This window comes from Paracoccus aeridis (assembly GCF_004923205.2).
Lineage (GTDB): Bacteria > Pseudomonadota > Alphaproteobacteria > Rhodobacterales > Rhodobacteraceae > Paracoccus > Paracoccus aeridis.
The window spans coordinates 1-17,157 of the sequence record NZ_SELD02000005.1; the positions used below are offsets into that span (position 1 = coordinate 1).

14 protein-coding genes and 1 tRNA gene are annotated in these 17,157 nt (G+C 67.2%); 10 read left to right on the top strand and 5 right to left on the bottom strand.

The window, feature by feature from the left end:
- The 3 genes from ELI80_RS02015 to ELI80_RS02025 form a co-directional block, all read left to right on the top strand.
- Positions 1-718: restriction endonuclease subunit S domain-containing protein (locus ELI80_RS02015; RefSeq protein WP_236641285.1), on the top strand; the 718-nt coding region annotated here is incomplete at its 5' end.
- Positions 719-721: 3 nt separating this feature from the next.
- A complete protein-coding gene (locus ELI80_RS02020; protein WP_136649326.1) occupies positions 722-1,861 on the top strand; it encodes an ATP-binding protein in 1,140 nt (379 codons plus the stop codon).
- Positions 1,858-3,492, top strand: a complete 1,635-nt coding sequence (locus tag ELI80_RS02025; protein ID WP_136649327.1) for a type I restriction-modification system subunit M — start codon at positions 1,858-1,860, stop codon at positions 3,490-3,492. Before ELI80_RS02020 ends, ELI80_RS02025 begins: the two co-directional genes overlap by 4 nt.
- A 352-nt stretch (positions 3,493-3,844) precedes the next feature.
- Here ELI80_RS02025 and ELI80_RS02030 read toward each other — a convergent pair.
- A tRNA-Ser gene (locus tag ELI80_RS02030) sits at positions 3,845-3,934 on the bottom strand.
- A gap of 197 nt (positions 3,935-4,131) precedes the next feature.
- Between ELI80_RS02030 and cysS the strand changes: the two genes are divergently transcribed.
- The 4 genes from cysS to ELI80_RS02050 all read left to right on the top strand — a co-directional run bounded on the left by cysS (position 4,132) and on the right by ELI80_RS02050 (position 9,073).
- A complete protein-coding gene (gene cysS / locus ELI80_RS02035) occupies positions 4,132-5,526 on the top strand; it encodes a cysteine--tRNA ligase (RefSeq protein ID WP_136649328.1) in 1,395 nt (464 codons plus the stop codon).
- Positions 5,523-7,151, top strand: a complete 1,629-nt coding sequence (gene cimA, locus ELI80_RS02040) for a citramalate synthase (RefSeq protein WP_136649329.1) — start codon at positions 5,523-5,525, stop codon at positions 7,149-7,151. The genes cysS and cimA overlap by 4 nt, the downstream gene beginning before the upstream one ends.
- Positions 7,148-7,912, top strand: a complete 765-nt coding sequence (locus tag ELI80_RS02045; protein ID WP_136649330.1) for a squalene/phytoene synthase family protein — start codon at positions 7,148-7,150, stop codon at positions 7,910-7,912. Before cimA ends, ELI80_RS02045 begins: the two co-directional genes overlap by 4 nt.
- Before the next feature lie 105 nt (positions 7,913-8,017).
- Positions 8,018-9,073, top strand: coding sequence for a protein-glutamate methylesterase/protein-glutamine glutaminase (locus ELI80_RS02050; RefSeq protein ID WP_136649331.1), 1,056 nt, complete (start codon positions 8,018-8,020; stop codon positions 9,071-9,073).
- Between the two features lie 21 nt (positions 9,074-9,094).
- On the opposite strand, the gene ELI80_RS02055 is transcribed toward ELI80_RS02050, so the two are convergent.
- Positions 9,095-9,337, bottom strand: coding sequence for a DUF8831 family protein (locus ELI80_RS02055; protein ID WP_136649332.1), 243 nt, complete (start codon positions 9,335-9,337; stop codon positions 9,095-9,097).
- 155 nt (positions 9,338-9,492) lie between these two features.
- Between ELI80_RS02055 and ELI80_RS02060 the strand changes: the two genes are divergently transcribed.
- Both ELI80_RS02060 and ELI80_RS02065 read left to right on the top strand, forming a co-directional pair.
- Entirely contained in the window at positions 9,493-10,281 is a 789-nt protein-coding gene (locus ELI80_RS02060) for a M48 family metalloprotease (RefSeq protein WP_136649333.1), read from the top strand.
- Between the two features lie 137 nt (positions 10,282-10,418).
- Complete coding sequence (locus ELI80_RS02065) at positions 10,419-10,700, top strand: hypothetical protein (protein ID WP_136649334.1); 282 nt, start codon at positions 10,419-10,421, stop codon at positions 10,698-10,700.
- Positions 10,701-10,721: 21 nt separating this feature from the next.
- Here ELI80_RS02065 and ilvN read toward each other — a convergent pair whose 3' ends face one another.
- From ilvN to ELI80_RS02080, 3 genes are all read right to left on the bottom strand, one after another.
- Positions 10,722-11,282, bottom strand: coding sequence for an acetolactate synthase small subunit (ilvN, locus tag ELI80_RS02070; RefSeq protein WP_136649335.1), 561 nt, complete (start codon positions 11,280-11,282; stop codon positions 10,722-10,724).
- A 9-nt stretch (positions 11,283-11,291) separates the two neighbouring features.
- Positions 11,292-13,058, bottom strand: a complete 1,767-nt coding sequence (locus ELI80_RS02075; protein WP_136649336.1) for an acetolactate synthase 3 large subunit — start codon at positions 13,056-13,058, stop codon at positions 11,292-11,294.
- A 150-nt stretch (positions 13,059-13,208) separates the two neighbouring features.
- Complete coding sequence (locus ELI80_RS02080) at positions 13,209-14,036, bottom strand: arginyltransferase (RefSeq protein WP_136649337.1); 828 nt, start codon at positions 14,034-14,036, stop codon at positions 13,209-13,211.
- Between the two features lie 235 nt (positions 14,037-14,271).
- On the opposite strand from ELI80_RS02080, the gene ELI80_RS02085 reads away from it, so the two are divergent.
- Entirely contained in the window at positions 14,272-17,118 is a 2,847-nt protein-coding gene (locus ELI80_RS02085) for a [protein-PII] uridylyltransferase family protein (protein ID WP_136649338.1), read from the top strand.
- Positions 17,119-17,157 lie beyond the last annotated feature (39 nt).

Sequence of the window (17,157 nt, forward strand, 5' to 3'; positions counted from 1 at the left end):
ATGCACTAAGATTACAAACGGACCACCTCAGGGGGGCAGGCCACTTAAGATGCACAAGGCAGGCCTTATCCAATGGCTGTTCCCGGCTCGTGGAGAAACATGTCCTAGGGTTCGTTTCCCCGAGTTCCGTGAATCCCGGCCTTGGGAGATGAAGCGATTGGATGAGATTTTAGTAGAACACGGCCAGAAAAGCACCGGAGAGCAAGACGTTTTTTCCGTCTCGGTGCGAAAAGGTCTGGTTGATCAGATCGAACATCTGGGACGGCGGTTTGCGGCTGAGAGTACTGATCACTATAATTTAGTTCAACCAGGTGATATTGTGTACACCAAAAGCCCCACTGGCGAGTTTCCATTGGGAATAATTAAGAAGAACCAGAATCCATTCAGTGTAACCGTATCACCTCTATATGGCGTTTTTTCTCCATTGAACGAGCACATAGGAGTTATTTTAGACGCATATTTTGAATCGCCCGAGAGAGCCCTGTTGTTTTTGGATCCTTTGGTGCAAAAGGGAGCAAAAAATACGATCAACGTGAAGAACGAATCTTTCTTGTCCGGAGAGATCTGCCTGCCGCCGTCCGAGGATGAGCGACGAAAGATAGCCGACTGCCTGACCTCGCTCGACGAACTGATAACGGCGCAGGACAAAATGACGGCTGCACTGGGAGACCACAAGCGAGGCCTCCTGCAACAGCTCTTCCCGCGGGAAGTCATTTAGCCCATGGCAGAGCCGCAGAAATTTCCTGATCTTGACGCGCTGGCAGTGCAACTGCGCCAGCAGATCGAGGACAGAAACAAGAAGGTCACCCTGATATTTGCCCACAACGGCACTGGCAAGACGCGTCTGTCGATGGCCTTCAAGGAGCTTGGCAAACAGCGCGATGCCGAAGGCCAGGTCACGGCACGCGATACGCTCTACTTCAACGCCTTCACCGAAGACCTGTTCAGCTGGGACAACGACCTCGAGCACGACCGCGCGCGGGTGCTGCGAATGAACACCGACTCGGCCTTTTTTGGCGGGCTCGCCGAGCTTGAGATGGAAAACCGCATCCGCCCGATGCTGCGGCGCTATTGCGATTTTGATTTCCAGATCGACTATGATGAAGGTGTCATCAGTTTCTTCCGTGATCTACGAGCCCGCAAGGAAGACGGCACTTTCGAGACCGTTCGCCACGACAACATCAAGATCTCGCGTGGTGAGGAGAATGTATTCATCTGGTCCTTCTTTTTGGCCGTGGCGCAGCTCGCAATCGATGGACAGGAAGCCTATGACTGGGTGAGATATTTTTACATCGACGACCCCATCTCATCTCTTGATGAGAATAACGCTATCGCCGTCGCGGCCAATCTGGCGAGGATGCTGAAAGAGCAGGACCGGCTTAAGGTGGTGATCTCGTCGCACCACACGTTGTTCTTCAACGTTCTATGCAATGAACTGAACAAGCCGCAACGGTACTTCCTGAGCTGCGACGGCGAGCACTGGCAGCTGCGCGATACCGGCAACACGCCTCGTTTCTACCACGTTGCGATGCTCAAGGAGCTGCACGACGCTGCCCAGTCGGGGCAGCTGCTCACCTATCACTTCACCATCCTGCGCAGCATCATGGAAAAGACTGCGACGTTCCATGGGTTCAACCACTTCGGCGATGTGATGAAGCGGGATCCGGGTGACGAGGATGGCACCTTGCATTTCCGATATGTCCAACTTCTGAGCCATGGCAACTATTCGCTCTTTGAGCCCGCTGAAATGATGGAAGAAAACAAGAGAATCTTTCGCTCAATTCTGGACGACTTCATGAACAATTATCGCTTCAACCCCGCTCTTTTTCCGGCGGATCAAGCGGCGGAGGACGTGGCATGACCGAACAAGATCAAATCCGTTTGGGCAAGACGCTTTGGGGCATAGCCAACGATCTGCGTGGGGCAATGAACGCGGACGATTTCCGGGACTACATGCTTTCGTTCCTGTTTCTTCGCTACCTGTCGGACAACTACGAAGAGGCAGCAAAGGCAGAACTCGGGCCCGACTGGCCGGCCCTCTCAGCGGACGATCGCCGTTCGCCGCTGTCGGTCTGGTATGCGCAAAACCCTGAAGACACGGACGAGTTCGAAGACGTCATGCGCCGCAAGGTGCACTACGTCATCGAACCTCCCCATCTCTGGAGTTCCATCGCCGAGATGGCGCGCACCCAGGACGATGACCTGCTGCGGACACTACAGCGCGGCTTCAAGTTCATCGAGACCGAGTCGTTCTCGAGCAGCTTCCAAGGGCTGTTTTCCGAGATCAATCTGGACTCTGAAAAGCTTGGGAGGGCCTATCAGCAGCGCAATGCGCGCCTGTGCACGATCATCCAGAAGATCGCCGAGGGTCTGGCCCAGTTCCCGCGGGACCGTGACCTTCTGGGAGATGCCTACGAGTATCTGATTGGTCAGTTCGCGGCCGGCTCCGGTAAGAAGGCCGGGGAGTTCTATACGCCTCAGGAGATATCGAGCATTCTGTCAGGAATCGTGACGCTCGATAGTCAAGACCCGGCTTCGGGCAGGCGCGCAAAGCTGAACCGCGTATACGACTTCGCCTGCGGCTCGGGCTCCCTGTTGCTTAACGTCCGACGACACATGGGCAACCATGGCATTGGCAAGCTTTATGGGCAGGAGAAGAACATCACGACGTACAATCTTGCCCGAATGAACATGCTGCTGCATGGCATGCGCGATACTGAGTTCGACATCCACCACGGTGACAGTCTCGAAAATGACTGGGACATCCTGCGAGAACCAAACCCGGCCAAGAAGGTCGAATTTGACGCCGTGGTCGCCAATCCGCCGTTCAGCTATCGCTGGAGCCCGACCGAGGAGATGGCCAAGGACTTCCGCTTCAAGAACCACGGCCTCGCGCCGAAGTCAGCGGCCGATCTCGGATTCCTTCTGCATGGGCTCCACTACCTGGCGCGCGACGGAGCCATGGCGATCATACTCCCGCATGGCGTTCTTTTCCGCGGCGGAACCGAGAAGGCGATACGCACAAAGCTGCTGAAGGACGGAAACATCGACACTGTGATCGGCCTGCCGTCCAAGCTCTTCTATTCCACTGGGATCCCCGTTTGCATTCTGGTTCTCAAGAAGTGTAAGCGCACGGACGATGTATTGTTCATCAACGCGGCCGAGCTCTATAAGCCGGGCAAACGCCAGAACTCGCTGCTGCCAGCGCACATCAAGGAAATTGTTGAAACCTATCAGAATCGGACTGAGAAGGAGAGATTCTCGCGGCTCGTTGCCCTTGATGAGATTGAAAACGAGCACGACTTCAATCTCAACATTTCACGTTACGTCAGCACAGGAGAGCCGGAGGAAGAGGTCGATCTTGATGCCGTCTACGAACAGCTTTCAGGCTTGCAGGAACTGATTGGGTCAGCGGCACAGCGCCACAACGGCTACCTCAAAGAGCTGGGCCTGCCATCGTTGCCTCTCGATCCTGAGAAACGGTCGGACTGAGGCCCCGGCGTGGGCCCGATTGGCCAACCCCAACTGGTGGAAGGCCCGTTTGGTCAGTCTTGTGGCAGCAGTTTTTGTCGCTGGAAAACGTTCGATCTCCGTTCCATCTCGGGCGAATGCCACCGGCGTCGAAGTGTTCAGGTTGAGCTCGGAAAAACATCGCAATACCAGTGGCTTGAAAGCTATTCACCAAATCGGCGCAGTCATTAGGTCCGGAGAATATCGGCCCTGAGAGACCACTTCCGGGCCACCTGGCATCGGGGTCAGTGCTCAGCCCCACCCGCATAACCCTTGAATATAACGGCAAAATCCGGCCGCGGCCGGATCGGGAGAACGCTTTCGCGGGGGCAAGTGGCGGAGGCGGTGGGATTCGAACCCACGGTGGGCGTTCACCCACGTCGGTTTTCAAGACCGGTGCATTAAACCACTCTGCCACGCCTCCCGCAGCGCGTCTGGTTACCGCAGGGCGCAGGTGCCGGCAAGCGCCCGCGTGGTCTCGCCGCTTGCCCGCGGCGCCGCCCGCTGCTAAGCCCGCCCCATGAACGCGCGTGCCGCCACCGCCGCCTGCATTACCGCCTGACGCTAGCACCGGCGGGCCGTTCATGCGTGACCATTGAACCCCGCCCTCGGGGAACTGACATGGTCGAGATCAAGCTGACGAACACGCGCACCCGCCGGAAAGAGGCGTTCGCCCCCATCGATCCCGATCGCGTCCGCATGTATCTGTGCGGGCCGACCGTCTACGACCGGGCCCATCTGGGGAACGCGCGGCCGGTGGTGGTGTTCGACGTGCTCTACCGGCTGCTCCGCCATGTCTACGGCGAGGACCGCGTCACCTACGTCCGCAACTTCACCGACGTCGACGACAAGATCAACGCGCGCGCGGCCGAGACGGGGCGGCCGATCCGTGACATCACGGACGAGACGATCGGCTGGTACCACGACGACATGGACGCGCTCGGCGCGCGGCGCCCCGATCACGAACCGCGGGCGACCGACTACATCTCGCAGATGATCGCGATGACCGCGGACCTGATCGCGAAGGGCCACGCCTACGAGGCCGAAGGCCACGTGCTGTTCGACGTACGGTCGTTTCCCGACTACGGCAGGCTCTCGGGGCGGTCGGTCGACGACATGATCGCCGGCGCGCGGGTCGAGGTTGCGCCGTTCAAGCGCGACCCGATGGACTTCGTGCTGTGGAAGCCGTCGCCGGGCGACCTTCCCGGCTGGGACAGCCCGTGGGGACGCGGTCGCCCCGGCTGGCACATCGAGTGCTCCGCCATGTCGCAGGCGCTGCTCGGCGACAGCTTCGACATCCACGGCGGCGGCATCGACCTGCAGTTCCCGCACCACGAGAACGAGATCGCGCAAAGCTGCTGCGCCAACCCCCACGCCGACTTCGCCCGCGTCTGGCTGCATAACGAGATGCTGCAGGTCGAGGGCCGGAAGATGTCGAAGTCGCTCGGCAACTTCTTCACCGTGCGCGACCTGCTGGACCAGGGCATCCCCGGCGAGGTGATCCGCTTCGTCTTCCTGATGACGCATTACCGCAAGCCGATGGACTGGACCGCCGAGAAGGCGCGCGAGGCCGAAGCGACGCTTCGCAGGTGGCACGCGCTGGTGGCGGGGGCGGAGGATCGCGGGATCGTCGACGCCGGGATCGTGGACCTGCTCGCCGACGACCTGAACACCGCCGGAGCGCTGGCGCGGCTTCATGCGATGGCGCGCGAACTGGTCGAGGACCAGAGCCCCGACGGCGCGGGCAAGGGGGTCTTCCTCGCCTCGGCCCGGCTGCTGGGGCTGATGCTGCCGGGCATGGACGGCTGGCTTGCAGCGGGGCCGGATCTCTCGGCACTGGCCGCGCGGCTGGTCCGGTTGCGCGAGGAGGCGAAGGCCACCCGGGACTTCGCCGCGCTCGACGCATTCAAGGCGGCGCTGATCGATGCTGGAGTCACCATCCGCATGAACCGCGACGGGGTGGAGCTCGACCCTTCGCCGTCGTTCGACGCGGCCAAGCTCGACGCGCTGCCATGACCGGGCGGCTCTACCTCTACGACACGACGCTGCGCGACGGGCAGCAGACGCAGGGCGTGCAGTTCTCGGCCGCCGAGAAGGCCGAGATCGCCGGGATGCTCGACGAGCTCGGCGTGGACTACATCGAGGGCGGCTGGCCCGGTGCGAACCCGACCGACAGCGACTTCTTCGCCGCCGCCCCGGCGACCCGCGCCACCATGACCGCCTTCGGCATGACCCGCCGCGCCGGGCGCTCGGCGGAAAACGACGACGTGCTCGCCGCGGTGCTGGACGCCGGGACGCCTGCGGTGTGTCTCGTCGGCAAGGCCCACGACTATCACGTGACCGAGGCGCTGGGGACGACGCTCGAGGACAATCTCAAGGGCATCTCGGCCTCGGTCGCGCATGTCGTGGCGAAAGGGCGCGAGGCGATCTTCGACGCCGAGCATTTCTTCGATGGCTACGGGGCCGATCCCGCCTATGCGCTGGCCTGCGTCCACGCCGCCCGCGACGCGGGCGCGCGCTGGGTCGTCCTGTGCGACACCAACGGCGGAACGCTGCCCGGCGACGTGGGGCGGATCGTGGCCGAGGTGATCGCGTCTGGCATCCCCGGCGACTGCCTGGGCATCCACTGCCACGACGACACCGGCAACGCCGTCGCCTGCACGCTGGCGGCGGTCGAGGCGGGCGTGCGGCAGGTGCAGGGCACGCTCAACGGCCTGGGCGAGCGCTGCGGCAACGCCAGCCTTACATCGCTGATCCCCACGCTGATGCTGAAGGAGCCGTTCCGCTCGACCGTGGCGGTCGGTGTCACGGAAAAGGGGTTGGCGCGGCTGACCCGGATCTCGCGCCGGCTGGACGAGATCCTGAACCGCGCCCCGTCGCGCCCCGCGCCCTATGTCGGCGTCTCTGCCTTCGCCCACAAGGCGGGGTTGCACGCCAGCGCGATCCTGAAATCGCCCCGCACCTACGAGCATGTCGACCCCGGCGTCGTCGGCAACGAGCGCGTGATCCCGATGTCGAACCAGGCCGGGCAGTCGAACCTGCGCGCGCGGCTCGAGGGCGGCGGGATCGCGGTCGATCCGGCCGATCCGGCGCTGACCCGCATCCTCGATCTGGTGAAGACGCGCGAGGATCAGGGCTACGCCTATGATGGCGCGCAAGCCTCGTTCGAGCTGCTGGCGCTGGATGAACTCGGCCGCCTGCCCGAGCTGTTCGACGTCGAACGCTACCGCGTCACGGTGGAGCGGCGGCTGAACGCCGTGGGCCGCCGGATTTCGGTCGCCGAGGCGGTGGTGACGGTCCGCCTGGGCGACAGCCGCGTGATGTCGGCCAGCGACGGCGCGGACCAGGAGGGCGGCGACCGCGGCCCGGTCCACGCGCTCTGGGCGGCGCTTGCCAAGGATCTGGGGCCGTGGCAGGCCTCGATCGACGACATGGCGCTGGCCGATTTCCGCGTCCGGATCATCGGCGCGGGCACCGACGCGGTCACACGCGTCATCATCGATTCGGTCGACGGGGCAGGGCGGTCGTGGTCGACCGTCGGCGTCTCGGCCAACATCGTCGATGCGAGCTTCGAGGCGCTGGTGGACGCGATCCGCTGGAAGCTGGTGCGGGACGGCGTCGCCGGGGCCGCGGGCGGATGACTAACGCCACGTCCCCGTTGCTGGCGGATGCCCTGCGCCGCGACGATCCCGACCGCCACGCGATCGCGCTGCTGGCGCCAAGGGTGGCGCGGGCGAGGCTGCTGACGCTCTATGCGCTGAACCTCGAACTCGCCCGCACACCGCTGGGCGCGCGCGATCCGGTGCTGGCCCAGATGCGGGTGCAGTGGTGGGTGGAGCGGCTGGGGGACACCGCATCCCACCCGCCGCCGCCGCACGAGTTGCTGACACCGCTTCATGCCGCATGGGGTCCGGACGCGGCGGCGCTGGTTCCGCTGGCCGAGGGCCGCATGCGCGACGCCGAGCGGCGCCCGTTCGAGGATGCGGACGAGCTTTGCGCCTATGTCGACGGAACCGCCGGCGCGCTGATGGCCGCGGCGGGGCGCGCGGTGGGGATGCCTTGCAGCGCGTCCGGTGCCGTCGCCGCGCAGGCACGGGGGGCGGGGCTCGCGGCATGGCTCTCGGCCGAGCCGCAGCTGTCGGATCTGGGCATGGGGCTGGCGCGGCCGTCGCTGCGCGACGAAATCGCGCGGCGCGGCATCGCGGCCTTTGCCCAGGCGCGGGCAGGGCGCGCCGCCGTGCCGCGCCCGCTTGGCGTGATCCTGTTTCCCGGCGCGGGTGCCGGCCTGCTGCTTCGCACGCTTGCGGCGGGGGGTGCGCTGCCTGCCCCGCCCTCGGAGTTCGCGCGCAGGGCGGCGCTTCTGCGGCTTGCGCTGACGGGGCGCTGGTGGGTCGGGCGTTAAGCGGATCTTCAGCTTTCCATGCGAGACACTGCGCCGTCCCCGTCAAGGATTCGCGATGTCCAGATCCTGCCGCACCCAGCCCTCCCTTCGGTCCGGCCCCCGGGCATGAGGCGCGTCCGGGTCCTCGTCATCGACGACAGCCTGACCATGCGCCGGCTGATCGGATTGGCGTTGTCCGCCGACAAGCGGATCGAGGTTGTGGGCGAGGCGTGCAATCCGCTTCAGGCCCGCCGCAAGATCGCGGATCTCAGGCCGGACGTGCTGACGCTGGATGTCGAGATGCCGGACGAATCCGGGCTCGTCTTCCTCCGCAGCCTGATGACGGTGCGGCCGATGCCGGTGATCATGGTGTCGTCGGGCACCCACGCCGGCAGCGCCGCCGCGATCGAGGCGCTGTCGCTCGGTGCCGTCGATTGCGTTGGCAAGCCCGCAAGCGCCGACACGGCGGCAAGCTTCGCCATGCTGCCGGACCTCGTCGTGGCTGCAGCAGACGCGCGCGTCCGCCCGCGGCTGGTCGGGTCCGGCGCCGCCCACGCCGCGACGATCATCGGCGACCCCGGGCATTTCGCGTGGAACGGCCGCTTCGTCCTGATCGGCGCGTCGACCGGCGGGGTCGAGGCGCTGGAACAGATCCTGTCCCGCTACCCGGCGAACTGCCCGCCCACGCTCATCACCCAGCACATGCCGGCGGAGTTCCTGGCGAGCCTCGCGCAGCGGCTGAACCGGGCGATGGCGCCCAGGGTGTCGCTGGCCTTCGACGGCGCGCTGCTGCTGCAGGGTCACGTCTACATCGCGCCCGGCGCCGACACCCACCTTGTCGTCGACAACCCGCGCTCGCCCGTCTGCCGGCTCCAGGCGGGGGAAAAGCGCAACTGCCACCGCCCTTCCGCCGACGTGCTCTTCGAATCTGGTGCGGCGCTTGCGCACCGCGCGGTCGGCGTCATCCTGACCGGGATGGGCAACGATGGCGCCGCGGGGCTTCTGCGGATGCGCCACGCGGGCTCGACCTGCCTTGCGCAGGATCGCGACAGCTCCGTCGTCTGGGGAATGCCCCGCGTCGCGCAGGAGATCGGCGCCGCCGAGCATGTCGTCCCCCTGCTGCAGATGGGACGGGAGATCCTGCGGGCAACCAGCCTTCGCGCCCGGGTGCCGCTGCGTTGAAGGCGCGCGGGGCGGACGGCGTCAGCGCCGCGTCATCCGGTAGTTGCCCTCGGGCAGGTTCAGCGCCGCGCGCAGTTCGTCCAGCTGCTCGATGCTGAGGACGACCGCGGTCAGCAGGTCGCCGTCGTCGGACGCCTGCGCCACGACCACGCGGTCGTCGAAGGCGGTGATGACCACGTCCTCGAACAAGGGCCGGCTGCCCTGCCGCACCTCGTCGATCAGGGTAATGACCGTCGAATCGAACTCGTGTTCGATGGTGAACATGCGGCGTCCTTTCCGTCGGGCCGTGCCGCAACTGAACGGCGCGCCCGAACATTCGCGTGAACCTTGCCAAACTGCAACCGCGGCCGTGGCGCGCCCCGCGGTTCCTGACTAAGGTGCGCCCGACCCGAGAAGCATGCGAGCGGCAGATGCAAAAGATGACCAAGATCCTCCGCACCGTGGCTGCGCTGGCGCTGGCGCCCGCGCTGAGCGCCTGCGCCGTTCCGGGCCCGGGTATCCCGCCGGGGCCGCCCGCCGGGATCGCGCCCGCCCCGGTTCCTGCGCCGGTCCCCGCCCCGGTCCCGCAGTCCGGCGTCTCGCTGCGGCAGGATTCGCCCCGGCAGGCGGCGCAGAACTTCCTGTCGGTGCTGCGCACGATGGAGCCCGCGATCGAGCGGGAATGCCTCGTCCGCCGCACCGCGCCGATCAACTGCGACTACCAGTTCGTCGTGGACGACCGAGCGGGCCTGGAACCCAACGCCTTCCAGACCATCGACCGGCAGGGCCGCCCGATCATCGGCTTCACCCTGTCGCTTCTGACCGCCGCCAACAACACCGACGAGCTTGCCTTCGTCGTCGGCCACGAGGCGTCGCACCATATCCTGAACCACCTGCGCCAGCGCGAATCCGCTGCGGCCGCAGGGGCGGTGATCGTGACCGGGATCGCCGCGGCGAGCGGGGTCAACATCCCGTCGGTCGAGATCGCGCAGCGTCTGGGCGCGCAGATGGGCGCGCGCTACTATTCCAAGGAGTGGGAGCTCCAGGCGGATTACCTGGGGGCGATCATCGCCATGAAGGGCGGCTACGATCCGGTGCGCGGCGCGCAGTTCTTCGCCCGCATGCCCGACCCGGGCGACCAGATCCTCGGCTCGCACCCGAGCCGCGCCGCGCGGCAGGCGCAGGTTGCGCGGGCCGTCGAGGATGTCCGCACCGGCCGCACCAGCTGACTTCTCTCGCAAGTTGTTGCGCGGCGGCAACAAAGACCGTCTTGCGAGATTTCGTGAACGGATCGTTAAAGTTTTGCTTCGCTTTGTGCCGCAGGTCGGCGATAATCCGCTTATTGTATGCGGAGACCGGAACGAAATTGATCGGCGTCATCCTGTGGAGCAATGCGGACCAGAAGCGGGCCGTGATCTGGTGTGAGAACAACGGCGGACTGGCCTACCTGGAATCCGCGCGGGATTTCACCGATGACGGCTGGCCCGACTGCGGCGAGATCGTCCACCTGATCGAGGAACGGGCGGCGGGGTTCCATTACGCCCGCTCGGTCCGGCGGTGGGCCGACCAGAGCGGTGTGAAAGCGGCGCCGCGCAAACCCGATGCGGCCCGCAACTATGGTCATCCGCCCCGCGCCGCCTGCTGCTGAGCGGACCTCGGCTGTGCCCCGTCAGCTTCCCCGCGCCAGCGCCGCAACGCCGGTGCGGGCTTGGTCGCACAGCCCCAGCGGCCGCATCATGTCCGCGAACGCGTCCAGCTTCTCCGGCGCGCCGGTGATTTCGAACACGAAGCTTTCCAGCGTCGAATCGACCACCTTCGCGCGGTAGATGTCGGCGATCCGCAGCGCCTCGACCCGCTTGTCGCCCGTCCCGCAGACCTTGAACAGCCCCAGCTCGCGCTCGACGCTCGGCCCCTCGACCGTCAGGTCGTTGACCTGGTGGACCGGCACGATGCGGCCGAGCTGGGCCTTGATCTGCTCGATCACGGCGGGCGTGCCGCGCGTCACGATGGTGATGCGCGAGCGGTGGCCGGCGTGGTCGGTCTCGGCCACGGTCAGGCTGTCGATGTTGTAACCGCGGCCCGAAAACAGGCCGATCACCCGCGCGAGCACCCCGGATTCGTTATCGACGAGGACTGCGAGCGTGTGGCGTTCCACGGCCTGCGCGTGGGGGTCGCGCAGGTCGTAGGCGGAATGGCTGGAAGCGCCTTGCGAAAGCTTCAGGACGGACATGGCGTTTCCTCAGACCAGCACGGCGCCGTCGTCCTGGATCGCCGAGCCGATATCCTCGGCCGCTTCCAGGTCGCCCAGCAGCATTTCGTTGTGGGGCTTGCCCGACGGGATCATCGGCAGGCAGTTCTCGTGCTTCTCGACCAGCACGTCCAGGATGAACGGCCCGTCATAGTCGATCATCTCGCGGATCGCGTCGTCCAGTTCCGCGGGATCGCTGACCTGCCGCCCCTTGCAGCCGAAGGCCTCGGCCAGCTTGACGAAGTCGGGCAGGCTGTCCGACCACGACTGGCTGTAGCGCTCGCCGTGCAGAAGCTGCTGCCACTGCCGCACCATGCCCAGCCGTTCGTTGTTCAGGATGAACTGCTTGACGGGGGCGCGGAACTGCACCGCCGTCCCCATTTCCTGCATGTTCATCAGCCAGCTGGCGTCGCCCGCGACGTTGATGACCAGCGCCTCGGGGTGCGCCACCTGCACGCCGACCGACGCGGGCAGGCCGTAGCCCATCGTGCCAAGGCCCCCGCTCGTCATCCAGCGGTTCGGGCCCTGGAAATGCAGGAACTGCGCGGCCCACATCTGGTGCTGGCCCACCTCGGTCGTGATGTAGCGGTCGTGGTCGCGGGTCAGCGCCTCAAGCCGCTCGATCGCGTATTGCGGCTTGATGATCGTGTCCGAGCGGCGGTAGGCGAGGCAGTTGCGCGCCTTCCAGGCATCGATCTGCCGCCACCAGTCGGCCAGCGCGGGGCCGTTGACCTTCGACCCGCGCGCCTTCCACAGCTTCACGACCGCGGCCAGCACGTCGCCCACGTCGCCGACGATCGGCAGCTGGCAGCGCACGACCTTGTTGATGCTGCTCGGGTCGATGTCGACGTGCGCCTTGATCGACTGCGGCGAGAAGTCCGCGATGCGCCCGGTGATGCGGTCATCGAAGCGCGCGCCCAGGTTGATCATCAGGTCGCAGCCGTGCATCGCCATGTTCGCCTCGTAGAGGCCGTGCATGCCCAGCATCCCCAGCCACGACCGCCCGCTTGCCGGGTAGGCGCCAAGGCCCATCAGCGTCGAGGTCACGGGAAAGCCGGTCGCGTCCGCGAGTTCGGTCAGCAGGCGCGATGCCTCCGGACCCGAGTTGATGACGCCGCCGCCGGTGTAGAGGATCGGCCGTTCGGCGCGCTCGATCAGCTCGACCAGCTTCTCGACCGCGACGCTGTCGCCGTGGCGTTCGGGCTGGTAGCGGCCGGGGGCGACCGCGTCGGGCGCGACATAGGTCCCTTCGGCGAACTGCACGTCCTTCGGGATGTCGATCAGCACCGGGCCGGGGCGGCCCGAGGTCGCGATGTGGAACGCGCGATGGATCGTCTCGGCCAGGCGATCGGTTTCCTTCACCAGCCAGTTGTGCTTGGTGCAGGGCCGCGTGATGCCGACGGTGTCGGCTTCCTGGAAGCCGTCGGTGCCGATCATGAAGGTCGGGACCTGCCCGGACAGCACGATGAGCGGGATCGAATCCAGCAGCGCGTCGGTCAGCCCGGTGACGGCGTTCGTCGCGCCGGGGCCTGACGTCACCAGCACCACGCCCGGCTTGCCGGTGGACCGGGCATAGCCTTCGGCCATGTGGACGGCGCCCTGTTCGTGGCGCACGAGGATGTGCTGGATATGGTTCTGCTGGAAGATCTCGTCGTAGATCGGCAGCACCGCCCCGCCCGGATAGCCGAATACGGTATCGACGCCCTGATCGCGCAAGGCTTCGACCACCATTCTCGCACCCGTCATGGTTCGGGACATGTTCATCTCTCCGATCAGATCCAGCGTGGCGGCAAGCGGACGGGCCAGCCGCGACGCCGGAAACTATTGCCGCGCCGCGGCAGGGTCAATGCGAAGCGCGACAAAAACATCCGTGTTGCGCCGAATCTTGTAATTAAGTTGCGGGAACAATCAGTCCAGCGGCAGATCGATGCGCGCGACCTGCTCGACGATGGGATCGACAGACAGCGGATGGATGTCCGCCTCGTGCGCCTGCGGGTCGCCCAGGTCCTGCCAGACACCGCCCTTGTAGATCTCCAGCGCGCCGAAGCGGGCCTTGTAGGCCATCTTGCGGCTGCCGGGCACCCAGTAGCCCAGGTAGACATAGGGAAGCCCCGCGGCGCGTGCCATGTCCACGTGATCGAGGATCATGTAGGTCCCGAGGCTCGCCTCGGCCAGTGCCGGATCGTAGAAGCTGTAGACGAGGCTCAGGCCGTCATCCAGAACGTCGGTCAGGCAGACGGCGCGCAGCTCGCCATCGGCCCGCGTCAGGTCGCCCGCGGGCGGGTCGCGGTATTCGACGACGCGGGTGCGGACCGGCGTCTCCTCGATCATGGCCGCGAACTCGAACACGTCCATGTCGGCCATGCCGCCGTCCGCGTGGCGGTCGTCGAGATAGCGCCGGAACAGCTCGTACTGCTCCTCGGTCGACCAGGCGCTGGTGGCGGTGCGGACCAGGGCGGCGTTGCGGCGCGCGAGCCTGCGCTGGGTGCGGCTGGGCGCGAAGTCGCGGACCCGGATCCGCGCCGACATGCAGGCCACGCAGCTTTCGCAGCTGGGCCGGTACAGCACGTTCTGCGAGCGCCGGAAGCCCTGCCGCGAAAGCACGTTGTTCAGCGTCTGCCCGGCGTCGCCCGCAAGCGCGGTGAACAGCTTGCGTTCGGCGCGGCCGTGCAGGTACGGGCACGGCTGCGGCGCGGTGACGTAGAACTGCGGCGCGTTCGGCAGGGTGTGACGCATCAGGCAACGCACCTTCCGCAGAGCGGATCGGCCGGGCCGGCAATGGGTATCATCGTCCGGCGCGGCGGCATAGCAGGTAATCGCGGGTCATGTTGTCGACGCAAAGCCTATCAACTGTTTGCGAACCCGCCAAGCGGGGAAAACCGCCATCGGCACGCGTATGGCCGGTTGGCTCGGCGGGCACAGGTGCCTGCGTTTGCGTTGACGGCGGTGCGGGCGCGGCTAGGGTGCCGGGATGGATTTCTCGACCCGGATCACTCGCACGCCCGTGCCCTTCGATGCCGCCCGCGGCCAGGCCGCGGCGGCGCTGTTTCCGGGTGCGGACCCGGCCCTTTCGCTCCTCATCGAGGGCGCCGCGGGGTCAAGCCCCCACCTCTCCGCGCTGATCCACCGCGAGGCGGACTGGCTGCCATCCGCGCTCGGCCTCGGCAACGTGGTCGCGCACGAGACGGCGGGGATGGATGCACTGCCCGCCGCTGAACTGGGGGCCGCCCTGCGCCGGGCCAAGCGCCGGGTCGCGCTGTGGATCGCGCTCGCCGATCTCAGCGGCGTCTGGACGGTCGAGCAGGTGACGCAGGGGCTGACCGACCTCGCGGACCGGGCGACCGACCTCGCCTTCCGCGCCCATGTCGCGGACGAGATCCGGCGCGGCAAATTGCCCGCGCCCCTGTCCGCGGCGAGCGCCGACCGCGCGCCAGATGCGGCGGGCCTGTTCGTGCTCGCGATGGGCAAGATGGGCGCGGGCGAGCTGAACTATTCCTCGGACATCGACCTGATCGTGCTCTACGACGACGCGGCCTACGCGCCCGGCGACCAGGCCGAGGTGCGCACCGCCCTGATCCGCGCCACCCGCAAGGCGACCGCGACATTGTCCGACCTGACCGAGCACGGCTACGTCTTCCGCACCGACCTGCGGCTGCGCCCCGACGCGTCGGTGACGCCCGTCTGCATCTCGGCCGGCGCCGCGCTTGCCTATTACGAGGCCGAGGGGCGCAGCTGGGAACGCGCGGCCTACATCAAGGCGCGGCCCTGCGCGGGCGACCTCGCCGCGGGCGAGCGCTTCCTGGCCGAGCTGCGGCCCTTCGTCTGGCGCCGCGCGCTCGACTTCGCGACGATCCAGGACACCCACGACATGCGGCGGCGGATCCGCAGCCACAAGGGGCTGCATGGGCCGATCCGCGCGATGGGGCACGACGTGAAGCTGGGGCAGGGCGGGATCCGCGACATCGAGTTCTTCGCGCAGACCAGCCAGCTGATCGCCGGCGGCCGCGACCCGGACCTGCGGAGCCGCGCCACCGTCCCGGCGCTCGCCGCGCTGGCGGCAAAGGGATGGATCCCGCAGGCGGTCGCGGACGAGCTGACGGATCACTACCGCGCCCACCGGCGCGTCGAGCACCGCGTCCAGATGGTGAACGACAGCCAGACCCACGCGCTGCCGCAGGTGCAGGACGCGTTTGCGCAGGTCGCGGCGCTGGACGGATCGGACGACCCGGGGGCGTGGGCCGCCGATCTGGAACGCAGGTTCGCCCGGGTCGAGGAACTCGCGGGCGACTTCTTCGACCCCGAAGCGGGCCGTGCCGACGATCCGGCGGTGCCGCCGATGTCGCCCGAAACGGCGGCGATGGTCGAAGGCTGGCGTACCTATCCGGCGCTGAAATCGGGCCGCGCGCAGGAGATCTTTGCCCGGATCGAGCCGCAGATCCTGGCCCGCATGGGCCGCGCGGCGCATCCGGCCGAGGCGCTGGTGCGGTTCGACAGCTTCCTGCGCGGCCTGCCGGCGGGGGTGCAGCTGTTCTCGCTGTTCGGGTCGAACCCGCAGCTGATCGACCTTCTGGCCGACATCTGCGGAACGGTGCCGGGCCTCGCGGCCTACCTCGCCCGCCACCCCGAGGTGCTGGACGGGGTACTGGCCGGGCACTTCTTCGCACCCTGGCCGGGGGCCGCGGGGCTGCGCGAGGCGCTCGACGCACAGCTGCAATCGGCCCTGACGCAGCCGGCCGGGGGCTACGAGGTCGCGCTGGACGCCGCGCGCCGCTGGGCGCACGAATGGCAGTTCCGCGTCGGCGTCCATCACCTGCGCGGGCTGATCGGCGCGGACGAGGCGGCGGTGCAGTACGCCGACATCGCCGACGCCGCGATTGGCGCGCTGGCGGGCGTGGTCGCGCGCAACTTCGCGGTCCGCCACGGGGCGCCGCCGGGTTGGGGGGCGGTCGTGCTGGGAATGGGCTCGCTCGGCGCGCGGCACCTCAACGCGCAGTCGGACCTCGACCTGATCGTGATCTACGACGCGGACGGGGTCGACGCATCCGACGGTCCGCGGCCGCTCGCCGCGCGGGCCTATTACGCGCGGTTGACGCAGGCGCTTCTCACCGCGGTGTCGGCGCCGACCGCCTCGGGGCGGCTGTTCGAGGTGGACATGCGCCTGCGCCCCTCGGGGCGGCAGGGGCCGGTGGCGACGGCGCTGCAATCGTTTCGCGACTACCAGATGGGCGAGGCCTGGACGTGGGAGCATCTGGCCCTGACCCGCGCCCGCGTGATCGCCGGCGCGGGGCATGACGCCCCGGCGCTCGCGGCCGAGGTCGAGGCGCTGCGGGTCGGGGTCCTTGACGCGCGCGGGCGGGACCCGCGCGTGGTCCCCGATCTCGCGGGGATGCGGGCGCGCATCTTCGCCGCCAAGGCGCCGGATGGGCTGTGGGAGGCGAAAAACGGCCGCGGCCGCCTGCAGGACATCGAGCTTCTGGCGCAGTCGTTCGCCCTTCGCACCGGCGCGCCCGCGCGCGCGGTTCCGGCCCAGCTTCGGGCAGGCGCACGGGCCGGGCTGATCGACGCGGCATCGGCCGAGGAGGTGGCGCAGGCCTGGCGCTTCCTGTGGCGGCTCCACTGCGCCGCACGCTTGCTGACGGAAGGGCGGCTTGACATGGAGGCGGCGGGCCGCGGCGGGCAGGAGTTCCTGCTGCGCGAGACGGGTCAGGATACGCTGGACGGGCTTGCGGCGGCGCTTGCGGCGGTGGTCGAAAGGTCAGGGCGCATCGTGGACGAGGCCGTGCAGGCGGGGGCCGGCGAGCCGGCTGCCGGGGCCTGACGGCGCCTGGTCCACGTCCAGCGCGCGCTAGGGCGCCGC